The organism is Gordonia neofelifaecis NRRL B-59395 (assembly GCF_000192435.1).
In the GTDB taxonomy this organism is placed as follows: Bacteria; Actinomycetota; Actinomycetes; order Mycobacteriales; family Mycobacteriaceae; genus Gordonia; species Gordonia neofelifaecis.
The window spans coordinates 1-21,399 of the sequence record NZ_AEUD01000027.1 but is presented as its reverse complement, the minus strand read 5'-3'; the positions used below and the strand labels follow the sequence as shown (position 1 = coordinate 21,399).

Sequence of the window (21,399 nt, the reverse complement as noted above, 5' to 3'; positions counted from 1 at the left end):
GTTGTGTCGCAACATGGTTCGCGGTTCGGGCCGGATCAGGGAGCGATGGTCAGTTCGGTTGCCAGTGTTCGGGTGCGGTCGGCGATGTCGTCGCGGACGAGACGCATGCGTTCGATCCCCTCGATGCCGCGTTCGGAGGGCTCGTCGGTGTCCCAGTTGACGACTCGGACGCCGGGTTGGTCGACGACGGCTTCGCGGCCGAGGGTGACGACGAGATCGACGTGTCGGAGGAGGTCGAGGTCGATCGCTTTCGGCACTTCGTCAGAGAGGTCGATACCGATCTCACGGAGTGCCTCAGCCGAGAGCGCGTTGACGGCCGTCCCGGGCCGGGTTCCGGCGGAGTGGACTTCGACGGTGTCGCCGGCGATCTGGCGCATGAGTCCGGCAGCCATCTGGGACTTGCCGGCGTTCTTGACGCAGACGAACAGGACTGACGGCTGCTCGGCGGTCATGAGACGGGCGCTTCCGGGGTCGCGGATCGGTCGATGGCCGGGAATCGTCGGCGGAGTGCGAGCGAGACGTAGACCAAGGCGACGAGGACGGGGACTTCGATGAGTGGTCCGACGACGCCGGCCAGGGCTTGCCCGGAGATGGCGCCGTAGGTGCCGATGGCGACGGCGATTGCGAGTTCGAAGTTGTTGCCCGCGGCAGTGAAGGCGAGCGTGGTGGTGCGGGCGTAGCCCAGCCGCATCACGGCGCCGAGGAGGTAGCCGCCGCCCCACATGATCGCGAAGTAGGCCAGCAGCGGAAGCGCGATGCGGGCGACGTCCCACGGCTTCGACGTGATCTGACCACCCTGGAGAGCGAAGAGGACGACGATCGTGAACAGCAGTCCGTAGAGGGCCCACGGTCCGATTCTGGGGAGGAATCGCTGCTCGTACCAGTCGCGGCCCTTGGTTCGCTCGCCGATGCGGCGCGAGAGGAATCCCGCGATCAGGGGGATGCCGAGGAAGATCAGGACCGACTTGGCGATCTGCCAGGGTGAGGTGTCGATGGTGGTCTGCTCGAGGCCGAGCCAGCCGGGCAGGACCGACAGGTAGAACCAGCCGAGAACGGCGAACATCAGCACCTGAAACACCGAGTTGATCGCCACGAGCACGGCGGCGGCCTCGCGGTCGCCGCAGGCGAGGTCGTTCCAGATGATGACCATCGCGATGCAGCGCGCGAGGCCGACGATGATCAGGCCGGTGCGATACTCGGGCAGGTCGGGCAGCATCAGCCACGCGAGAGTGAACATGAGTGCGGGACCGACCACCCAGTTCAGAACCAATGATCCGATCAGGAGCTTACGGTCGCCGGTGACGGTGTCGAGGCGGTCGTAGCGGACCTTCGCCAGGACCGGATACATCATGATCAGTAAGCCGATCGCGATCGGCAGGGAGACACCGTCGACCTGGATCTTCTCGATGGCGGTGTTCAGTCCCGGGATCGCCCGGCCCAGCAGCAGGCCCGAGACCATGGCGACGCCGATCCAGACCGGCAGGAAGCGGTCGAGGGTGGAGAGCTTGCCGACCACGTTCTCGTCGGCGGTGGCGCTCATGACGCACCTGCGGCTGATGGGCGCACGGCCGGCGGGGCGTCGTCGACTGGCGCGAGGATGGTGGTGAGCATCGCGAGCGTCTCCGGAAGAACGCGGTAGTGCACCCAGGATCCTCGTCGTTCCGAGTCCAGCAGACCTGCAGCCTTGAGGACCTTGAGGTGGTGCGAGACGGTGGGCTGCGAGACGTCGACCGCCGGGGAGATGTCGCAGACGCACGCCTCGCCGCCCGCGTGGCTGGCGATCAGGCTGAACAGCCGGAGCCGGACCGGGTCGGAGAGCGCTTTGAACACCGACGAGACCTCGACCGCCCGGCCGGGGGAGAGTGGGTCCCGAACGAGCGGTGAGCACCGTTCGGTCGTGGCGTCGAGGAGCTCGATCGATGGATTAGACACTCATCGATATTGACAATCATCGATGTGAAGGGCAAGTCCGACCGTCGTGATCGACAGGCGATTCAGTTCGACTGACAGCTCAGTTCGATCCGCAGCACGGCGCGGCCGAGGACTCGGGACCGTTCGACCCGATGAGCAGATTCGGCGCCTCGCCGAAGGTCTCGCTGTCTTCGAGCACGGTGTAGACCTCCCATCGCTCGCCGTCAGGGCCGCCGACCCAGACCTTGTCCTGAGTCGCGAAGCAACAGGTCGTGTTGATCTGCTCCTCGGTGAAGAGGCCTTCGCCGCTGAGCCGGGCGATCTCGGAATGCACCGACTGGCTGGATTCGACCTCGACACCGAGGTGGTTGAGCCCTCCGCCTCGACCGGGATTCTCCAGAAGCACCAGCTTGAGCGGGGGCTCGGCGATCGCGAAGTTCGCGTAACCGGGCTTGACCTTCGCGGGTGTCGTGTTGAAGAGCTTGCTGTAGAACTCGATCGACGCCTGCAGGTCGTCGACGTCGAGGGCGAGTTGGACGCGGGACATGGTGACCTCCGATTATTTCGACGAATGTCGAAGTGTTTGGTGCCCTTTCGTTGTGCCACATACTTCGACGTATGTCAAAGTATTCGGTAGTATATGAAGCATGCCCAAGGCCTTGCCGGTGATCGATGTCAGTGCGCCCATCTGTTGTGCCCCGTTGGGATCCGGGCCGATGACCGACGACGACGCGATCGAACTGGCGCTCCGGCTGAAGGCCCTCGCCGATCCGGTTCGGGTCCGGCTGATGGCGCTGCTGATGGGCGCCGACGGCGGTGAGATGGCGGCGAGCGATCTGGCGCGCGCGGTCGGAGTCTCCGGCGGGACGGCGTCACACCATCTCGGACAGCTTCGAGCGGCCGGGCTGGTCGCTTCCGACAGGCGGGGAGTGAGCATTCTGTACCGGGCGCTCCCGGAGAACCTCGAAGCGCTGCGCGGCGTGCTGGCGTCCTGCTGCTGACCGGCGACGCGGCGGAGCGCTAGACCTGGTCGTGCACCACGATCACGGGGCACGGTGCGACCTGCACGACCGCCTGACTGGTGGAGCCGAGCAGCAATCCTTGGAACCCGCCGCGGCCGCGACTGCCGATCACGATGAGCTGCGCGTCGCGTCCGACGTCGAGAATGCGGCGAGCAGGCGTGTCGACAGCGGCGATTCGGCTCACCCGAACGTCCGGGTGATCGACGACGTTCCCGGCGAGCTGTTCAGAGACGAGTTCTTCCGCGTCGAGGCGCATGTCGTCGATGAGCCGATCTCCACCGTGGTGAAGGAGACCCCGCGGAGAGCCGCCGTACGCGTACACCGCGACCAACTGTTCGTCGAGCAGATCGGCCTGCTGGAAGGCGACGGTCGCGGCCTGCTGAGACAGCGGAGATCCGTCGAGACCAACGACCACCGGACCGGACCGGGGCGGCGGACCCGGCACCACGACGACGGGACAGTTCGCATGGGCGGTGAGGTCGGCGCTGACCGATCCCAGGAGCAGACTCTTGGCGCCGACCAGTCCACGACTGCCGACGACGACCAGGTGCGCGCGGCTGGACACGGCTCGGAGCACGAGAGATGGGGCGCCTTCGATGACGTGTCCGTAGGCCGACACGTCGGGGGCGAGCTCCTGCGTCAGTGCGAGCGCCTCGTCGACGGCGCGCTGCGCTTCGGCGCGCACCGCGTCGCGCACCATGGCCAGTCCCATCGCCGCGCCCGGCGCGTAGGCACCGGTGACGACCTCCGCCACGCTGATGATGCGGAGGCGGCGGTTCTCGCGAGCGGCGGCCCGGGCCGCCCAACGCAACGCATCGGTGGCCCCCGCGGATCCGTCGACTGCGGCGACGACCGGCGAATTCAAGTCGGACATGGTGACCTCCTTGGTCGAGACGACTCCCAGTTCGGACATCACGATGTCCGTCACCTCGATTCCAGTCCCACCGGGTGCTTGGGCGCGCCGGGCGAAAGTCACCGAGCAGACGACCCAGGTCCTCTGGCGGGACCTCTCCGGCGGCCCCTTTGCCGGTCGAGACCGATCAGTCGAGGGGAACCGACCACCGCACCACCAGGCCGCGCGCATCGTCAGCCGGTGTCAGCGACAGTTCGCCGCTGAGCGATTCGGCGCGTCGCCGCATCGAGGCCAGTCCGCTGGGGGTGATGTCGTCGGGCAGACCGACGCCGTCGTCGACGACTTCGAGAGTGATCTCGTCGCCGACGGAGACGGCGACCGTCATCGTGCAGGCATGAGCATGGCGGACCACGTTGCTGACTGCTTCGCGCAGCACCGCGACCAGTTGTTCGGCGACGTCCGGTGCGACGACGGACAGCGGCCCCGACAGGCGGATGTGCGTCTCCAGCGGCGCGTCTCCGACTTGTTCGTCGACGACGTCGTGAATGCGCTGGCGCAGGCGAGTGGTGGCGGTGTCGTCCGAGTGCAAGTCGAAGATTGTCGAACGGATCTCCTGAACGACGTCCTGCAGGTTGTCGACCGACCGAGTCAGCCGTGCCCTGACGTCTGCGGAGGCGGTGCGCTGCAGGGTCGCCTGCAGCGCCATCCCTTCGGCGAAGATCCGTTGGATCACGTGGTCGTGCAGATCGTTGGCGATGCGTTCCCGGTCCGCCAGCATCTCGACCTGTCGGGCCTGTGTCGTCCTCGCCGCCAGCTCGAGCGCGAGGGCCGCCTGGTCGGCGAATCCGGCGCACAGTTCGAGCAGGTGGTCGGAGAACTGGGGCCGACCGACATTGCGGAGGATGACCAGGACTCCGGACGTGGTGTCGGCTGCGCGGAGCGGGGCCGCGAGCACTGGACCGTATCGGGTGCCGATGTCGTCTATCCGGGTGTATTCGAGGCGGTCGCGTCGGATGGGCTCACGCCGCGTGAACGCCGCTCCGGACGTCGATCCCGCCACTGGAATCGTCGCGCCCTCCTCGTCACCGCTTGAGCGTCCTTCGGCGACGGTCACGATCAATTCGCGGACCATGTCGGCCGGATGTTCGGGGTCGTCGGGTTGTGCGACGAAGACCAGGTCGGCGTCGGTCAGGGTCAAGGCCTTGCGCGCGAGCATCCGCAACACGTCTCGGTTCTCGGCACCGGACAGCAGTTCGGTCCGCACGTCGCGCGTCGCCTCGATCCAGCCCAGTTGCAGTTGCGACTGCTCATAGAGACGCGCGTTGTCGATCGCGATTCCCGCGATGGATGCCAGGGCCACGATGATGACTTCGTCGTCGTCGGTGAACGGTCCGCCGCCGCGTTTCTCAGTGAGATAGAGGTTCCCGAACACCTTGTCGCGCACACGGATCGGAGCTCCGAGGAAGGTCGTCATCGGCGGGTGATGCGGTGGGAAGCCGACGGAGTCCGGATGCCGGCTGAGGTCGTCGAGCCGGAGCACCTTCGGCTCGTCGATCAGAACGCCGAGGACGCCCCGTCCGGTCGGCGGCGGCCCGAGAAGAGCGACGGTGTCCTCGTCGATGCCCTGATTGACGAACGCACTCAGATGGTGGTCCTCGCCGCGGACTCCGAGCGCCCCGTACTCGGCGTCGACCAGCCGGGCGGCCGCACCGACGACGGACTGCAGGGTGTCCTCGAGCCGAAGCCCGGTCGTCACCGCCAGCATCGCCTCCATGAGTGCTGCCATGCGCCGGGGGAAGTCCGTGATCTGGGTGAGGCGCTCCTGGAGTTCGTCGACGAGCTCGGAGAGACGCATCTGCGACAGTGCGGAGCGGAACTCCCGGGACCGTTCCCGGGCGTTCTCCTCCTCGGCCGCCATGAGCACACAGTCTAGTCCGGGAGGGCGGCGAATCCGGCTCGTCGGCGACCGATACGGGGGCGAACGACCGACGACCCCCGCTGGAGGGTCTGTTGACACTGGAAGCCGCCCGACGATCGGCGGATCGTGAGTGTGTGGACCCTCGATCGCCGAACCAGGACCGCGCCGACACCGGTCGGACGGGCTCCGGTGCGATGATGCGCGCCTGGCGCGTCACCGAACCGGGGTCGGTCGCGGGGGAGCCGATAGCCCTCCGGACGGAACCGGTTCCGTCTCCTGCACGCGGGGAACTGCTGGTGCGGGTGGACGCGTGCGGCGTGTGTCGGACGGACCTCCATGTGGTGGAGGGCGACCTTCCGGTTCACCGCGAGCACGTCGTTCCCGGGCACGAAGTCGTCGGTACCGTGGCCGACGTGGCCGCTGGCCCGACCTCCGGATTCGTCATCGGCGACCGCGTCGGCGTCCCGTGGTTGCATAGCACGTGCGGTCGGTGCGCGTACTGCCGCCGTGGAGCTGAGAACCTGTGCGCCGCATCGACGTACACCGGCTGGGACGCCGACGGCGGATACGCCGAGTTCGCCGTCGTGCCGTCGGCGTACGCGCTGCCGCTGCCGGACGGCTACACCGCAGACGAACTCGCGCCTCTGCTGTGCGCCGGGATCATCGGCTATCGGGCTCTGTGCCGGACAGAGCTGCCCGCCGGCGGGAGGCTCGGTCTGTACGGATTCGGCGGCAGTGCCCACCTGGTCGCCCAGGTCGCGATTCATCAGGGTGCCCGCGTGCACGTGCTGACTCGGGGAGAGCACGCTCGTCGGCTCGCGCTCGAGCTCGGGGCCGTCGAAGCGGGAGACGCCTACGATCGTCCGGCGGAACCGCTCGACGCCGCCATCATCTTCGCGCCGGTCGGGGACCTGGTTCCGGTGGCGCTGGAGGCGCTCGATCGCGGGGGAGTGCTCTGTCTCGCGGGCATTCACATGAGCGCGACGCCACCGCTCGACTATCGCCGCCACCTGTTCCATGAGAAGGAGAGCCGGAGCGTCGAGGCGAACACCCGAGACGATGCGCTGGCCTTCCTGCGGTTCGCCGGGGAGAACCGTCTGCGCGTGGAGACGAGGTCATACCGGCTCGATGACGCGCTCGGAGCGCTGCGGGACCTGAAGGCCGGCCGATTCGCCGGTGCGGCGGTGCTGCATCCCTCATCCGATCGGGGACTCCGATGAGGACCATCGACCAGGCGGCGGTACGCATCCACCTGCTGGGACACGCGGTCGAGAAGCCTGTGACCCGAGGCCAGCTGCAGGCGTTGCTGGCGCGCCACGCGTATCAGATCCATCCGAGCGAGCTGACGATCGTGCTCGACGATCTGGTGGCGCAGAACATGCTCGACAGACATCGGCGCGAGTCCGGGGGCGAGTCGATCACCGAGTTCCGGACCACACCCGCCGGCCGCATGTCGTGGGCACGCGACTGCCGGACCCTGAGCAAGCTCGCTCGTGAAGTCTTCGGCGCCGAGCTCCCGACGATGCCGGCCGCGCTGTGCGCGGAAGATCCCGCGATCCCCGACTTTCCGCACCGCCCGCCGTGATCGACAGTGGTCCCGGCCGAATCGGCTTTACACTCGGAAGAACAGTTCTTGCAGGTCGGGAGGCTTCGTGATGACGACGGTGTTCCTTGTCGACGACCACGAGGTGGTGCGGCGCGGACTGGTCGAGCTCCTCGAGGTCGACCCGGATCTGAGCGTGATCGGCGAGGCAGGGAACTGTTCGCACGCGCTCGCCCGTGTGCCCGCGCTCCGGCCGGACGTCGCGGTCATCGATGTCCGCCTGCCCGACGGCAGCGGCATCGATCTGTGCCGGGAACTGCTGGCGAAGGTCCCCGGGCTCAGATGTCTGATCCTCACATCGTTCACCGAGGACCAGGCGATGCTGGACGCGATCATGGCCGGCGCCAGCGGCTTCGTGATCAAGGACATCACCGGAATGGAACTGGCGAAAGCGGTTCGCGAGGTGGGCGAGGGGAAGTCACTGCTCGACAACCGGGCCGCCGCCGTCCTGATGGAGCGGTTGCGAAAGCAGCAGGAGCAGGACGCGGGACCGCTGGCGGACTTCACCCAGCAGGAACGGACCCTCCTCGCACTGCTGGGCGAGGGACTGACGAATCGGCAGATCGCCGATCGGATGCATCTCGCCGAGAAGACGGTCAAGAACTACGTGTCGCGCCTGCTGACCAAGCTCGGAATGGAGCGCCGGACGCAGGCCGCGGTGTTCGCGACGAGGATCGGCGATCTGGAGCAGCCGGAACACTAGCGGAGATGCCTTGGCGGAGAAGCTTCGCTCAGGGCACCACCAGGACCGGGCACCGTGCGTGATGCACCAGATTCTGGCTCACGGAGCCGAGCAGCGTTCCGGCCATCGCCCCGCGGCCCCGTGATCCGACGACGAGGAGTCTGGCGGACTTCGAGGAGGCGACGAGACCGCGAGCCGCCGAGGTGTCCCCGTACACGATGTCGACGTCCACCTCCGGGAACTCGTCGCAGATCGGCGCGATCCGATGCCGAATGCGGTCGATCCCGTCCTTCTCGATCCGTTCCCAGTTGACGAGATTCAGTGCATACCCAGCACCGATCATCGCCGCGACGGGAAAGTAGTAGGCGACGGTCACCTGTTCATGGAGGACCCGCGCGTGCTCGAGCGCCCTGGACAATGCCCGGTCGGCGTGCGGGGAACTGTCGTATCCGACCACGACGCCGTTGCGGTCGTCGTCCGCGGTCGAGCCGTACTCACGCCATGCGAGCGTCGGGCACGAGGACGACCGGATGATTCCCATCACCTGACTTCCGAGGACGGCGTCGCGAATGTGACCGGAACGGGTGGAACCGATGACGACCGCGGCCGCGGCAGCGGAGTGCTCACGCACGTAGTCGGCGAAGGTCCCGCCGCGTGTCTCGTCGACGACGTCGATCAACGGTGCGAGGTCCCGGACAGCGGTGAGTGCTTCGTGCAGGATCTTCTCTGCCGTGTCCTTGATGATCGGGTCGGCCTCCGGATTCGCGAACACCCCGAACGGATCGTGCGTCGCAAACCACGCGTCGTCCGGAACGGCGTACACCAGCCGGATCGGATGACCGGTCAGGGTCGACCATTCCGCGGCCCATCGTGCGGCCCCGAGCGCCTTCCGCGAGCCGTCGATGCCGACGATGATCGGCGCGCTGTCGAGTTGTTCCATGGGAGTCTCCTCATCTCGGGGAACGGGCGAACGTTGCGGAACGAGGCCTACGGCTCGCCAGCGCCGCATCTGTCAGCAGACGGCGCTCCGCGCAGGCGATGTGCCGCCGTGCCGCATCGACGGCATCGGGGAGCACTGAGATCGAGGTGATGCCCATCTGCACGAGCAGTTCGGCGAAGGCCGGGTCGGTCGACGGCGCCTGCCCGCAGAGAGAGGACGTGATGCCCCTGTCTCTGGCGATCGCGATGATCGCGGCCATGGTCTGCACGACTGCCGGATCGCTCGCGTCGAACAGTTCGGCGCATGTCTCCGAATCGCGGTCCACGCCGAGCACGAGTTGCGTGAGGTCGTTGCTGCCGATGGACACGCCGTCGACGCCCGCATCGATGTAGGCCGGGAGCCAATGAACGACGGACGGAACCTCCGCCATGATCCAGCGATGCAGTCCGCGTTGACGACCGAGCGGGCTGTGGTCGATCAGCTCGAGGCACCGCTCGAGCTCCCATCCGGTACGGACGAAGGGAAGCATCACGTGCAGATTGGGGTGTTGCTCGCGGGCGACGGCGAGCGCCGCCAACTCGAGATCGAACACCGCGGGATCCTTCAGGTAGCGGTAGCAGCCGCGGAATCCGATCATGGGATTGCGTTCGACGGGCTCGTACGCGGCTCCGCCCTCGAGATTCCGGAACTCGTTGCTTCGGAAGTCGGTCGTCCGGTACACCACCGGGCGAGTCCCGAAGGCAGCGGCGACACGCGTCAGACGCTCGGACATCCTGGCGACGAAGTCGGCCCCCGAACCGTCGGCGATCACCGCACGCGGGTGCCGACCGGATAACGCTTCGGCGAGCAGGAACTCGGCGCGCAGGAGTCCGACACCGTCGACGGGCGCAGCGGCGATCTCGTCGACGCGGTCCGCGGACGCGAGGTTCACATAGATCTTCGTGGCCGTGCTCTCGGTGTACCCGGAGTCGTGCCCGGCCGTCGCGTGGCGTCTCGGGGTCCGGGGAGCGGCGCTGGTCGCGTCGCCGGTGACAACGGAACCCGAACCGCCGTCGACCGTCACCGTCATCCCGTCGTTCAGTTTCACTGTGGCGTCGGCTGTTCCGACGACGCACGGCACTCCGACTTCGCGGGCGACGATCGCCGCGTGACAGGTGATCCCGCCGCGGTCGGTCACCAGTGCCGCGGCGCGCCGAATGGTCGGCAGCCAGTCGGGGTCGGTCATCGACGCCACCAGCACCTCGCCGTCTTCGAGGCGGTGACCGTCGGCGGGCGAGCGGAGGATCCGTACCCGACCGACAGCGAGGCCTGGGGCGGCGGGGAGACCCCGAATCGTCACTCGGGTCGGGGCCGGGGTGGGACCGTCCGGTCGCGGCGGCCCGGCCGCGCTCGCGCTGCTGCGCCCGGTGGGAAGGGTCGTGATCGGACGGGACTGCACGAGCCAGACCGCGCCGTCGCGATCGATGGCCCACTCCAGGTCTTGCGTACGCCGGTAGTGCTGTTCGGCCTGGATCGCGAGCTCTGCGACGGCATACACGTCGCGATCGTCGAGGACGCGTTGCGCCGCGGCCTCGGGCGGGATTATCTCGCGGTTGTCGTGCCCGTCGTCGCCGGCGACGATCTGGAAGTCCTGCTGCGCGTCGGTCCGATGCTCGATCGACAGCGGGCTCTTCGAGATCAGATAGGTCTCGGGGGTGACGGCGCCCGACACGGCGGTCTCACCCTGCCCCCGGACGGCTTCCAAGACGATCCTGTTCGGGTCGCCGGTGACCGGATCGGCGGTGAACACGATTCCCGACGTCGACGCGGACACCATCGTCTGCACGACGACCGCCATCGCGGCATCACCGGTCAACCCCGACTGGTGGCGATAGGCGATGACGCGGGGACTGAACAGCGAGGCCCAGCACTGTCGGACCGCCGCGACGACGTCGTCGTCGCCGGAGACGTTGGTGAACGACCGGTTCATTCCGGCGAACGAGGCGTCGGCGCCGTCTTCGCCGATGGCCGAGGATCGCACGGCGACCGGCGTCGCGGCACCGTGTCCGAGTGCTCGATAGGCCCGGATGAGGGAGTGGCGCACCTCCGAGGCCATGCCTGCGGCCTCGACCGTCGAGGCCATCTGCCGGCACAGGTCGTCGACGCGCCGCTGATCCGAGGCGGCCGCGAGTGCGGTCCGATGTCGTTCGGCCAGTTCGGCGTGCTTCCCCGCGTGTTCCATGGAGGCCGTGAACGCGTCGGCGGTCAGTACGAAACCGGGCGGGACGGGAAGTCCGGCCGAGGTCAGTTCACCCAGGTTGGCGCCCTTTCCGCCCACCGCCGACGCGTGGCCGAGCCCGATCCCGGCGAAGTCGAGTACGAAGTCCATCGTCAGATCCTTGATCGTCGTGTGACCAGCGGATTCACCGTGTCGCCTCATGTGAATGTCCCGATGTCGAGGTCGGCCCACTCCCGCTCCCATTCCCGATCCCGATGCCGGTCGGTCAGGTGGCGGATGCCGAGAGCGAGGGCGAACCAGATCACCGCGACGAGGAACACGAACACGATCACCGCAGAGACGGCGCCCAGCGCGGCGTCGGTTCCGGTGACCGGCGGAGCGACGGGTCGGCCGGCGTCGTCCACCCAGATCGTGCGCACCCGGCCCACCGTGTCCGACCGCGACGAGGAGACACGTGCGGTCATCGGGCGGCCGTCGGCGGCGGTCCAGCTGACGACCGTCGGGTTCCGAATGTCGCCCGGCGCGGTGACGACCACGGAGACGGTGTGCCGGGGACTCTGGTGAGCGGTCCGCGCGACGGTGGTCCCGTACGTGCTGCCGCCGATGATGAGGGCGGCGAACAGGCCGACCGCCGCGAGCATCGACAGCGCGGCCAGACCGAGCGTCTCGATGCGATCTGACCTGCGCACCAACGGATTGGCGGACAGGTGCGCCAATCGCCAACGGCGACGGCGGGACGCAAGTCGACTGGACATCATGCTCCCTCGTCCGGCTTCGGTCAGGTGATGAACGTTGGCCGCGAGCCGTGGGTTCACCGGACGCGGTGAACCTGTCGCAGCACCGAGAGCTGACTCCGGTACTGCTCTTCGGTCAGTTCGCCGTGCGCGAATCGGGTCGCGAGCACCTGCTCCGCGGCCGATTCGGACAGCGTGTCGGCCTCGCGTCCGGTGTGGGTGAAGGCGCGCAGGGCGGCGACGGTCCCGACGACGATGACGGCCCAGAACGCGATCATCGCCGCCGTCATCATGATGACCATCAACCAGCCGGGCCAGCCGGGGTAAGTGCCGTATCCCCACATCATGGTCGTTCACCTCGCTTGATCGATCTCTGACCTCAGGGTGCTCGTCGCGGTGCTCCGCGATCAGGGGCATAAGTCACTCGCCGACGGGCCGATTGCGGTCTGTTGCGAGAGCCACTCGGCGAGGGTGCGGTGTGGAGAATCTGCCGTCGGGTGCGCTGCGTTAGCAGACGTCGTCGGCAACGGGATTCGAAGCGTGCGGCGACGACGGCCGCTTCTGGCATATAACGTAAGCCGAAACGTTTGCCGCACAAAGGAGATTGCACATGGCGACGTCGGCCGTCATCGAGCTTGCCGGACTGAGCAAACGCTTCGGACGGACCCTGGTCCTCGATGGACTCGATCTCGAGCTCGGCGCGGGCGAGGTGCTCGGCTTCCTGGGCCCGAACGGTGCGGGCAAGTCGACGACCATCCGGATCGTTCTCGGCCTGCTCAAGCGCACTTCCGGCACCGCGAAGCTGTTCGGTCAGGACCCGTGGCATCGCGCCGTCTCACTGCATTCGCGGTTGGCGTACGTGCCGGGCGAGGTCGAGCTGTGGCCGAATCTGACCGGAGGCCAATGCATCGACCTGCTCAGTTCGTCGGGTCCGTCGCTCGACGAGAATCGCCTCGCGCAACTGACCGAGCGGTTCGATTTCGATCCGTCGAAGCGGGTCCGCGACGCGTCGAAGGGCAATCGGCAGAAGATCGCTCTCATCGCTGCATTCGCCTCCCGGGCAGAACTCCTCATCCTCGACGAGCCGACCTCCGGGCTCGATCCGCTGATGGAGCAGGTGTTCCGGGAATGCGTCGCCGAGCGTGCCGCTGACGGAACGTCGGTTCTGCTGTCCAGCCACATTCTCAGCGAGGTCGATGCGTTGTGCGAGCGGGTGACGATCATCCGCCGCGGCCGGGTCGTACAGTCGGGGAGCGTCGCGGAACTGCGTCGCCTCTCGCGCACGAGCGTGCACGCGGTGACCGAGACTCCGGCGTCGCCGCCCGACGACCCGGCGATCACCGGTCTGCACGTCAGATCGACCGGTGCAGGCACCGAACTCGAGTTCTCCGTCGAACCCGGCGCGCTCGATCGGGTGCTGCCTGCCATCCTGTCCGCCGGCGTGTCGGCCCTCACCGTACGTCCGCCGAGCCTGGACGAACTCTTCCTCGACGCGTACGAAGGCACCCGATGACGATCGCGCGCACCGGGTTCACCGCGATTCTGCGAATGCAACTGCGTACCGGGTGGTTCGCCGCGCTGATCTGGATCGCGGCGCTCGGCGGTGGGTACGTGGCGACCGTCGGCGCGCTCGACGGGCTCTACAACACTCCCGAGGACTTCGCGTCGTACGAGGCCCTCACCGAGGATCCGGCGATGGCGGCCATCAACGGCACCGCGTACGGCGCCGACACTCTCGGCGGGGTCGCGGCGAACGAGTACGGCTTCATCGTGGCGATCGCGGTGCCGCTCATGGGCTTGATGCTCGTGAACCGGCATACGCGCGCTCAAGAGGAGCGGGGTCTGCTCGAACTCCTGCGGTCGCGCGGGGTGGGGGCGCGTGCGCCGTGGTCGGCGGCGACGCTGGTCGCAGTCCTCGCGCTGGTGGTCGTCGGAGCGATCATGGCCGTGACGCTCGTCGCCTATGGCGTGCCCGCCGACGAGGCGCTGACCTATGGCGGCTCGATAGCCGTGCTCGGCACGGTGTTCGCGGGTGTGGCCGTCGTCGTCGGTCAGCTGGTGCGTCGGGCGTCGCTCGTCACCGGCGCCGGGATCGTCGTTCTGGGCGTCTCGTACGTGACTCGTGCGATCGGTGACGTGCACGGCTCCTGGTGGAAGTGGCTGTCGCCGCTCGCGTGGCAACAGGAGACGCGGCCGTTCACCGGCGACCCGCGGCTGTGGCCGTTGGGACTCACGGTGGTTGTGGCGGCCGCACTCATCGGCACGGGGCTCGTCCTCGCGGGCCGCCGTGATCTGGGCGCGGCGATGTTCGCGTCCCGTCCCGGTCCGACGCGCGCAAGCGGGCTGCTGCGCACCACATTCGGGGTCGCGGTACGCGATGCGGCCGGATCCGCGGCGGCGTGGATCGTCGGCGCCTTCGCGGTCTCCGTCGTGTTCGGCGCCTTCACAGACGACGTCGCCGATGCTTTCGCCGGCAATCAGGACCTCGCCCGGATCTTCGGCGGGGGAGACTCCGCCCAGGAGTCGTACCTCGCGTTCTGCCTGCTGCTGTCGGTCCTCATGGCGATGGGATGCCTCGGCCAGGGCCTCGGGCGCCTTCGCGCGGAGGAAACCGGTGGACGGCTCGAACCGACTCTCGCGCGCTCGGTGACCCGGTCCCGATGGTTGGCTGCCCAGGCGAGTGTCACGGTCGTCGCCGCGGTCCTCGCACTCCTCGCAGGCGGGCTCGGCCTGTGGCTGACGAGCAGCGACGAGGTCGACGATCTGATGAGTTCGGCTGTCGCCTATGTGCCCGCGGTGCTCGTCGTCGCGGCGCTCGGGATCGCCCTCTTCGGGATCGTGCCACGGTTGAGCGCCCTCTACTGGGCCGCGTTCGGCTACATCGTGTTCGTCGCGTTCCTCGGTGAGACCCTGTCGCTCCCGGAGTGGACGATGCGTCTCTCACCGGCATACGCCGTCGGCCAGGTGCCCGTCGACCAAGTCTCCGCGGCGGCCGAGTGGACGATGCTGGCGGCGACGGCAGTGCTCGCCGTGGCAGGCTTCATCGGGTTCCGGCAGCGCGACATTCCCCGATAGCAGGTCAGAAATAGCAGGTCAGCACTACCGCGGTCGGCGTCGTCGCGCGAGGACCAGCATCCGTTCTTCGATGGTGGCGCTGACCGGCTCGATGCGCGCGGTGATGCCTGCGGCGTCGAGGACGCGAGTGATGGCGGCCGGGTCGGTGTCGGGGACGCGGATCGATCGGCCCGAAAGGATGACGGGAATGCGGGCCTCGTTCAGCGCGGCGAACGCGGGGGACCAGTCGTCGGTCTGAACGGCGACCGCGCGGGTGTCGCCGATGATGTCCTTCTCGCTGCCCGCGCCGACCAGTTCGCCATCGGACATCAGCAGCAGCCGATCGCAGTGCTGGGCTTCCTCCATGTAGTGGGTCGTCACCAGGACGCCGACTCCGTGGTCGGCCTGACTGCGGATGGTGTCCCAGAGTTCGGCTCGGGCGAGGGCGTCGACGCCGGAGGTCGGTTCGTCCAGGACGAGTACCGCGGGCTCGTGGGCCAACGCGACGACGAACGCGGCTTGGCGCTGTGCACCCAGTGCGAGATCTCCGACGAGGGTGTCGCCGATACCACGAAGCGTCGCCGGGAGCTCGGGTGCGGCGACTCCGTAGGCGGCTGAACTGAACGCGAGGTTCTCGGCGACCGTCAGATCCCGGTAGAGGCCGAGATTCTGGGGCACGTAGCCCAGGCGTGCCCGGCGCGTCCGATCAGGCGGTCCGCCGAGGACTTCGACGGCGCCCTCCGTGGTCGCGAGCAGTCCCAGCAGCATGCGGATCAGGGTGGTCTTGCCTGCACCGTTGGCTCCGAGCAGGCCGACGACCTCGCCGGGCGCGACCGTCATCGACACCGAGTCGACGGCGGTGAAGTCGCCGAATCTGCGGGTGACCGACTGCGCCCGCAGCACTGCCCGCGTCATGGGCGGGCCGCCTCGGCGCGGCGGACCAGAGACAGGGCGATCACGATGTCCTCCAGGTCGGGGGAGACGGTGGGAGCCTCGGTGGCGGGATGTCCGTCGGGCCAGTACTCGCGTCGTTCGTGGCCGCGGCGCCAGGACCATTCCGCTCGCACCGGAGTCGACGTGCGGGTGATGGATCCGGTGAACTGTGCGCGCACGTCGTCGTACGCCCCTTGAGTCAGGACGCGGCCGGAGTCGAGGACGACGAGCTGTCCGGCGCGTTCGGCCTCATCGAGATAGGTGGTCGACATCAGCACGGCCGCTCCGTCGGCGGCGGCTTCGGAGATCATCCGCCACAGGTCGATCCGGCTGACGGGATCGACTCCGGTGCTGGGTTCGTCGAGGATCAGCAGCCTCGGGCGGTGCAGCATCGCCATCGCCGCGCCCAGCTTCCGCTGCATGCCGCCGGACAGCTGCGACGCGAGTCGGTCCGCGGCATCGTGCAGTCCGGCGCGGTCGATGAGAGTCTCCCGACGCAGCGCGAGTTCGTGGCCTTCGAGCCCGTAGATCCCACCGACGAAGTCCAGGTTCTGGCGGACCGTGAGTGCGGCCCAGCTTCCCGGTCCGGCGGACAGGAACCCGGTGTCGTTCTTGGCCGGTGCACGGACTGCGCCGCCGGCAGGCACCACCTCACCGACGAACGTCCGGAGAAGGGTCGACTTGCCCGCTCCGTCGCCGCCGACGAGGGCCACGACTTGACCGGCGGGAACGTCGACGCTGACGTCGTCGAGGACGGTTCGGTCGCCGAACCGAACGACGACCCCCTCGGCGGAGGCGATCATGCGACGTCCGTGTCCGCGAGGCCGGGCGTCGGACCGTCCGGCCGTTCGATCCTGCCGACGTTCGGCGCGAGGTCGCGGCGGAAGCGCAGGGTCGCACCGGTGAAGACCACGACCGCCATCACCGTCAGCACTACCAGCGGCAGCCAGAGCGACTCGATGGGCGCGTCGCGGAGCATCACGCCTTGAGCGATCATGTTGAAGTACGTCAGCGGCAGCACATAGCCGATCCAGCGCACACCGGCGGCCATGGCGTCGAGCGGGAAGATCATGCCGGACAGCAGGATCTGTGGCATCAGGAACATGAACGCGGTCTGAATCGCCTGGCCGGTGGTCTGGGAGATCGTCGAGATGAACACGCCGAGGCCCAGCACCACGAAGAGGAAGATCGCCGCGCCGAGGGCGAAGACGAAGACATTGCCGTTGAACGGGACGTCGAACAGCAGCATCCCGAGCAGCGTCACGATGATCAGATCGACGGCGGCGAGGATGAAGTAGGGCACGATCTTGCCCAGGATGACCTGACTCGGCCGGATCGGCATCACCGCGAGCTGCTCGAGAGTGCCCGCCTCTCGCTCACGAACCAGACCGATGCTGGTGATGATCGTGCCGATGAAGGTCAGGATCAACCCGATGATCGCCGGCACCATCACCCACGACGTCTTGAGATCGGGATTGAACAGGACCTCGGTGTGAACCTTGTCGCCGAGCTTGTTCAAGACCGACACCGTCGACTGCGCAGCAAAGAGATTCGAACCGTCGACCAGCGCGGTCGCCGGCGTGCCACCGGTCACGATCGCGACATCGACCCTGTTCTCGCGCAGCAGGTCCTCGGCCTGCGAGGTCGAGTCACCGGTTTCGACGTCCGTCACCTCGAAATAGGAGGGGAGTGCCTTGCTGACCTGTTCCGCCGACGGACCGACGACCGCGGTCGGCACCGATGACACATAGAAGTTTGCCGCGTAGCCGAAGATCACCAGCAGCAGCAGAGGCAGGACGATCAACATGGCGAGGGTGCGAGGGTCCCGCCGAAGCTCGCGAAACTCCTTGAGAATCATGGCGCGCATGCGAAAACCCTAAGCAGGTTCGCTATCTCGGATCAACGATTGATGAATTTCAACCGAGCGCGGCGCGCGCACCCCGGCGGCCGTGACCCGGGGTGCGCGCGCCGCGTCGACTCAGCTGTCGGCTTCGGGAAGGGCAGCCGCCGATCGGCCGATGATCACCGCCCCGGCGATGAGCCCCGACGCGGCGAGTGCCGTGGCCACGAGGAACGGATCGCCCGTGTGCAGGTTGGGAAAGCAGCCACGCCGCACCGGCATTCATCACGGCGACGCCGCCGATCGTACTCATCGCGGCTGCCGTGGCGGCGAGCCCGACCCTCACACAGGTAACGGCGCCCCAGCGCTCCAGGAGTCGTGGAATCAGCATCGAGGACACGACCAGTGCCACCGCCAAGGGGAGCATCGTCAGTCCGGCCCCGAGTGGGCCGATCCCGAGCCGATCCTGGAGATAGAAGGTGAACAGCAGGAACGACGTCGACAGCGCAGCACTGAGCAGCATCGTGGTCAGGTTGGCCCGCACCCGCGGCCGGTCCGCGAAGAAGGCCAACGGGATCAGTGGGTTCCAAGATCGGGACTCGATGCGCGCGAATCCGGCGGCGGCCGCCGCCGCGCCGACCAGTGCGGCGGTCGTCGTCCAGGGACTCGTGTCTGCTTCACCCACACTGACGACCGCGTACGCGACCAACAGCGGAAATGCTGTGAGCAGCAATGAGCCGTGGACGTCGAGCTGGGCCCGCTCGCCGCGTACGGACGGATCCGACGGAGTCGCCGACATCGAAGTCCGTGCCGATCGAAGGCAGTGCGATGTTGACCACGGTGACGTCGACCGCGATGAAGAACTGCAGCATGGACATCGCGGACAGGACGAGCCATGCGTGAACCGGTGCGGACACGCGTCCGCGAAGAACACGAGAGGGGACTGGTTTCAATGTTTGCTCCGGAGCTCTGAAGAGTTCCCGAGCAGCACGAAGCGCCGCTCGGGAAATGATTCACGAAGCGGCCGGACTTCCGAGGAGATGCTGTGAGGTGGTCGTCCCGCCGCTAGCGGGGCGACCTGGTCACTGCCGCGCACGCGGCCGAGCACGAAGCGGCTGACATGCCGAACATGCTAACAGTGCTTGCGTCTGTCGCTATCGTCGAGCGATGAGCATCCGTCGCGCGGCAGTGGCAGCTTTGGTCATGGCGGTCGTCACCGTATCGGCCTCGTTGACGCCGAGCATCGCCGATGCGGCACCGCCACCGCACCCGAAGCTGAAGGCATCGATCACCCTGCAAGTGCCGGGCGTCGTGTGGGGAATTGGTGGCGCTGGAGTCGCACAGCCGCGGGTGTTCTACGGTGACGGACAGATCTATCCGTACCCGGTCGGTTACGGATATCGCTGGCACTGGCGCAACCTGACTACGGGCAGGCAGGGCAGCTTCAACGACTACCCGCATCGGCGAAAGACGATCCGGACCGGTGCGGGTCAAATCCTCGTCTCGGGCGAGTACTACCCGCAAGCGAACATCTACCTGAGTACTCCCGCCGCCGGCACGTTCTACGTGAGTCCGTAGCTGTCATCCCGGTTGTGGAGGCGCTATCGGTAAGAATGCAGGCGCCTTAGGAACACGACGAACGGAGGGGAGCGCAATGGCCAAGAGGCCATGGACGCCGATCGTGGTTCCGGCAGTGGTCGGCATCGTGGCTGTAGTGGCGATCATCTTCGGCGGACGATGGGCATTGATCGCCTGGATCGATCGAGGAATGTCGCCGCATACCTATGAAGATGCGGACGGTGCAGCCCGTATGGCGACCCGGATGGGATTGGCTCTCATCGACGGCGACGAGGTCGTTTATGGCGAGGTCACTAGTGCGTTCCCCGACTCAAGCGCCTACCTCGTCGTCCAGACGCCTTCGCCTGCGCGCCTCAGCGCATTGCTCGCCCGGTCGAACTTTCCGCCGCCGACCGAGATCGACACGGCGCACGATCGATTGCGGCCCACCGATCGACACGGCCCGGAGTCGAGTCCAACGCTGGTTCGGTCCGAACGCCAGAAGTCCGGGAACTACCTCACCGCGATATGGGATCCGGTCCTACGGCCACGGACGGTGCACCTGACGGCGATGGAGACCTGACCGGAGGGCTGCAGGTGCGGTGCCGTACTGGACACCCTGCGTATCACTTCGATGCGTATTGCTGTGGTTGGTGCGCTCGAAATTGCGCGTATCCGGCGATGTTAGGCGTTGCTGCGGCGTTCGATGAGGACGACGTCTCGCCAGTGGCCGTTGTGTTGGCCGATGCGTTCTCGTGTTCCGACGGTGCGGAATCCGTGGGCGTGGTGCAGTGCGAGGCTGGCGTGGTTCTCGGGGAAGATTCCTGTTTCGATGGTCCACACTCCTGCGGTTTCGGTGGAGTCGATGAGCGCTTGTAGGAGTGCGGTGCCGACGCCCTTGCCGGAGTGGTTGGGGTCGACGTACACACTGTGTTCGATGACGCCGGTGTAGACGCACAGGCTCGATGCCGGTGATGCGGCGATCCATCCGGTGACGTTGCCGTTGGGGTCGAGGGCAACGAATCGGTGGTCGGGTAGGTGATCGCGGTCGAAGTCGGGCCAGGTTGGGGCGGCGGTCGCGAAGGTTGCGTTGCCGGTGTCGATGCCGGCTTGGTAGATCGCGAGGACTTGGGGTCCGTGTTCGGGCGCCATTGGTGCGATGACCGCGCGTGTTGTGTGGGGCTCGGAGGGGTTGCTGCTGGTGGTCACTGGTTTGGGTTCAGTTCGCTGCGCTGGGCGTGCAGGCGGTGTTCGTGTACCCAGTTGTGGGCGGCGATTTGGACGGCGTCCCATGGTGATCCCAGGGGTGGGGTGTAGGACAGGTCGAGTTCGCTGAGCGCTTCGACGGTCATGCCGTGGTGCAGGGCTGTGGCGTAGGTGTCGATCCGTTTGGCGATTTCGGCGGTGCGGTGGCCGATGAGTTGGGCTCCGAGCAGTGTGCCGGTCTTGTGGTCTGCGGTGATGCGGATGTTGATGGGGGTGGCGCCTGGGTAGTAGGCCTTGTGGTCGTCGGGTGTCGAGGTGGTCGATACTGGTGTCCAGCCGCGGTCGGCTGTGAGGGCTTCGGCTTCTTTGAGGCCGGTGCGGGCGGCGACGAGGTCGAAGATTTTGACGACTTGGGTTCCGAGGGAGCCGGTGTAGCGGGCGGTGCCGCCGAGGGCGTTTTCGCCCGCGACGCGGCCCTGCTTGTGTGCGGTTGTTCCGAGTGGGAGCCAGGTGATGCCGAGTTGGCGGTGGTGGGTGTGGACGGCGTCGCCGGCGGCGAAGACGTCCGGCAGGTTGGTGCGCATCTGTTCGTCGACTGCGATGGTGTTCTTGATTCCGAGGTTGGCGCCGGCGGCGGCGGCGAGGTCGGTGTCGGGGCGCACGCCGACCACGACGAGCACGAGGTCGGCGGTGAGGTGGTCGGTGTGGCCGTCATTCGCGGTGGTGACGGTCAGGTCGCCGTTGTCGGCGCGGTCGATGGCGGTGACCAGGGTGTTGGTGCGTACGTCGACTCGGTTGCGGACCAGTTCGTTGTGGACGAGGGTGCCGAGTTCTGGTTCGACGGTGGGGAGGACTTCGGGGAGGGCTTCGATCTGGGTGACGGCTAGGTGTACTTCCCCGCGAGGTTGTGAACGCGGACTGAGGGGAC

At 67.4% G+C, this 21,399-nt stretch carries 24 protein-coding genes; 8 read left to right on the top strand and 16 right to left on the bottom strand.

Translation table 11 applies throughout. From position 1 onward, the window contains the following. Positions 1-35 precede the first annotated feature (35 nt). From SCNU_RS19255 to SCNU_RS19240, 4 genes are all read right to left on the bottom strand, one after another. Entirely contained in the window at positions 36-452 is a 417-nt protein-coding gene (locus SCNU_RS19255; RefSeq protein WP_009681092.1) for an arsenate-mycothiol transferase ArsC, read from the bottom strand. Beyond that, positions 449-1,540 carry an ACR3 family arsenite efflux transporter gene (gene arsB / locus SCNU_RS19250; protein WP_009681091.1) on the bottom strand — a complete coding sequence of 364 codons (1,092 nt, stop codon included), beginning with the start codon at positions 1,538-1,540 and terminating at the stop codon, positions 449-451. Before arsB ends, SCNU_RS19255 begins: the two co-directional genes overlap by 4 nt. After that, on the bottom strand, positions 1,537-1,932 hold the full coding sequence (locus tag SCNU_RS19245; RefSeq protein WP_009681090.1) for an ArsR/SmtB family transcription factor: 396 nt from the start codon (positions 1,930-1,932) through the stop codon (positions 1,537-1,539). The genes arsB and SCNU_RS19245 overlap by 4 nt, the downstream gene beginning before the upstream one ends. A 79-nt stretch (positions 1,933-2,011) precedes the next feature. Further along, positions 2,012-2,458 carry an ArsI/CadI family heavy metal resistance metalloenzyme gene (locus tag SCNU_RS19240; RefSeq protein ID WP_009681089.1) on the bottom strand — a complete coding sequence of 149 codons (447 nt, stop codon included), beginning with the start codon at positions 2,456-2,458 and terminating at the stop codon, positions 2,012-2,014. Positions 2,459-2,558: 100 nt separating this feature from the next. Between SCNU_RS19240 and SCNU_RS19235 the strand changes: the two genes are divergently transcribed. Beyond that, on the top strand, positions 2,559-2,912 hold the full coding sequence (locus tag SCNU_RS19235) for an Rv2640c family ArsR-like transcriptional regulator (protein WP_040518942.1): 354 nt from the start codon (positions 2,559-2,561) through the stop codon (positions 2,910-2,912). Between the two features lie 19 nt (positions 2,913-2,931). Here SCNU_RS19235 and SCNU_RS19230 read toward each other — a convergent pair whose 3' ends face one another. Next, positions 2,932-3,807 (bottom strand): universal stress protein, encoded by an 876-nt coding sequence (locus SCNU_RS19230; RefSeq protein ID WP_050792877.1) that lies wholly within the window; start codon positions 3,805-3,807, stop codon positions 2,932-2,934. Between the two features lie 166 nt (positions 3,808-3,973). Next, positions 3,974-5,704, bottom strand: coding sequence for a GAF domain-containing sensor histidine kinase (locus tag SCNU_RS19225; RefSeq protein WP_009681086.1), 1,731 nt, complete (start codon positions 5,702-5,704; stop codon positions 3,974-3,976). A gap of 197 nt (positions 5,705-5,901) precedes the next feature. Between SCNU_RS19225 and SCNU_RS19220 the strand changes: the two genes are divergently transcribed. The 3 genes from SCNU_RS19220 (at position 5,902) to SCNU_RS19210 (ending at position 8,010) form a co-directional block, all read left to right on the top strand. Next, positions 5,902-6,924, top strand: coding sequence for a zinc-binding alcohol dehydrogenase family protein (locus SCNU_RS19220; protein WP_040518952.1), 1,023 nt, complete (start codon positions 5,902-5,904; stop codon positions 6,922-6,924). Further along, positions 6,921-7,289 carry a hypothetical protein gene (locus SCNU_RS19215; RefSeq protein ID WP_009681084.1) on the top strand — a complete coding sequence of 123 codons (369 nt, stop codon included), beginning with the start codon at positions 6,921-6,923 and terminating at the stop codon, positions 7,287-7,289. Before SCNU_RS19220 ends, SCNU_RS19215 begins: the two co-directional genes overlap by 4 nt. Positions 7,290-7,359: 70 nt before the next feature. Then, on the top strand, positions 7,360-8,010 hold the full coding sequence (locus tag SCNU_RS19210; protein ID WP_040518940.1) for a response regulator: 651 nt from the start codon (positions 7,360-7,362) through the stop codon (positions 8,008-8,010). A gap of 28 nt (positions 8,011-8,038) precedes the next feature. Here the strand turns inward: SCNU_RS19210 and SCNU_RS19205 are convergent, their stop codons facing one another. From SCNU_RS19205 to SCNU_RS19190, 4 genes are read right to left on the bottom strand one after another with little or no spacing between them, the layout of a single operon-like run. Next, positions 8,039-8,929, bottom strand: a complete 891-nt coding sequence (locus tag SCNU_RS19205; RefSeq protein ID WP_009681082.1) for a universal stress protein — start codon at positions 8,927-8,929, stop codon at positions 8,039-8,041. Between the two features lie 10 nt (positions 8,930-8,939). After that, the gene (gene ppsA, locus SCNU_RS19200) at positions 8,940-11,297 is read right to left on the bottom strand and encodes a phosphoenolpyruvate synthase (RefSeq protein WP_009681081.1); all 2,358 of its coding nucleotides are present in this window, start codon (positions 11,295-11,297) and stop codon (positions 8,940-8,942) included. Between the two features lie 47 nt (positions 11,298-11,344). Next, positions 11,345-11,902, bottom strand: coding sequence for an Rv1733c family protein (locus SCNU_RS19195; protein ID WP_040518948.1), 558 nt, complete (start codon positions 11,900-11,902; stop codon positions 11,345-11,347). Between the two features lie 56 nt (positions 11,903-11,958). Continuing rightward, positions 11,959-12,228, bottom strand: a complete 270-nt coding sequence (locus SCNU_RS19190; protein ID WP_009681079.1) for an SHOCT domain-containing protein — start codon at positions 12,226-12,228, stop codon at positions 11,959-11,961. Positions 12,229-12,491: 263 nt separating this feature from the next. On the opposite strand from SCNU_RS19190, the gene SCNU_RS19185 reads away from it, so the two are divergent. Together SCNU_RS19185 and SCNU_RS19180 are read left to right on the top strand one after the other, a co-directional pair. After that, on the top strand, positions 12,492-13,394 hold the full coding sequence (locus SCNU_RS19185) for an ABC transporter ATP-binding protein (protein WP_009681078.1): 903 nt from the start codon (positions 12,492-12,494) through the stop codon (positions 13,392-13,394). After that, positions 13,391-14,956: an ABC transporter permease gene (locus tag SCNU_RS19180; RefSeq protein WP_009681077.1), complete on the top strand. Its 1,566-nt coding sequence runs from the start codon at positions 13,391-13,393 to the stop codon at positions 14,954-14,956. The genes SCNU_RS19185 and SCNU_RS19180 overlap by 4 nt, the downstream gene beginning before the upstream one ends. A gap of 24 nt (positions 14,957-14,980) precedes the next feature. Here the strand turns inward: SCNU_RS19180 and SCNU_RS19175 are convergent, their stop codons facing one another. Genes SCNU_RS19175 through SCNU_RS19160 form a run of 4 tightly spaced genes read right to left on the bottom strand, consistent with a single transcriptional unit; the run spans position 14,981 to position 18,507 of the window. Continuing rightward, positions 14,981-15,850, bottom strand: a complete 870-nt coding sequence (locus tag SCNU_RS19175; RefSeq protein ID WP_040518939.1) for an ABC transporter ATP-binding protein — start codon at positions 15,848-15,850, stop codon at positions 14,981-14,983. After that, on the bottom strand, positions 15,847-16,671 hold the full coding sequence (locus SCNU_RS19170; RefSeq protein ID WP_009681075.1) for an ABC transporter ATP-binding protein: 825 nt from the start codon (positions 16,669-16,671) through the stop codon (positions 15,847-15,849). Before SCNU_RS19170 ends, SCNU_RS19175 begins: the two co-directional genes overlap by 4 nt. Next, the gene (locus tag SCNU_RS19165) at positions 16,668-17,735 is read right to left on the bottom strand and encodes an ABC transporter permease (RefSeq protein WP_009681074.1); all 1,068 of its coding nucleotides are present in this window, start codon (positions 17,733-17,735) and stop codon (positions 16,668-16,670) included. Before SCNU_RS19165 ends, SCNU_RS19170 begins: the two co-directional genes overlap by 4 nt. Before the next feature lie 49 nt (positions 17,736-17,784). Continuing rightward, positions 17,785-18,507, bottom strand: a complete 723-nt coding sequence (locus tag SCNU_RS19160) for an MFS transporter (protein WP_009681073.1) — start codon at positions 18,505-18,507, stop codon at positions 17,785-17,787. A gap of 368 nt (positions 18,508-18,875) precedes the next feature. On the opposite strand from SCNU_RS19160, the gene SCNU_RS19155 reads away from it, so the two are divergent. Further along, positions 18,876-19,286: a hypothetical protein gene (locus tag SCNU_RS19155; RefSeq protein ID WP_009681071.1), complete on the top strand. Its 411-nt coding sequence runs from the start codon at positions 18,876-18,878 to the stop codon at positions 19,284-19,286. A gap of 76 nt (positions 19,287-19,362) precedes the next feature. Beyond that, positions 19,363-19,848, top strand: a complete 486-nt coding sequence (locus SCNU_RS19150; RefSeq protein ID WP_009681070.1) for a hypothetical protein — start codon at positions 19,363-19,365, stop codon at positions 19,846-19,848. 101 nt (positions 19,849-19,949) lie between these two features. Here SCNU_RS19150 and SCNU_RS19145 read toward each other — a convergent pair whose 3' ends face one another. Together SCNU_RS19145 and SCNU_RS19140 are read right to left on the bottom strand one after the other, a co-directional pair. Next, positions 19,950-20,417: a GNAT family N-acetyltransferase gene (locus SCNU_RS19145; protein WP_009681069.1), complete on the bottom strand. Its 468-nt coding sequence runs from the start codon at positions 20,415-20,417 to the stop codon at positions 19,950-19,952. A gap of 53 nt (positions 20,418-20,470) precedes the next feature. Beyond that, positions 20,471-21,399, bottom strand: a 929-nt coding sequence (locus SCNU_RS19140) for an FAD-dependent oxidoreductase (protein WP_009681068.1), incomplete at its 5' end; no start/stop codon positions are given.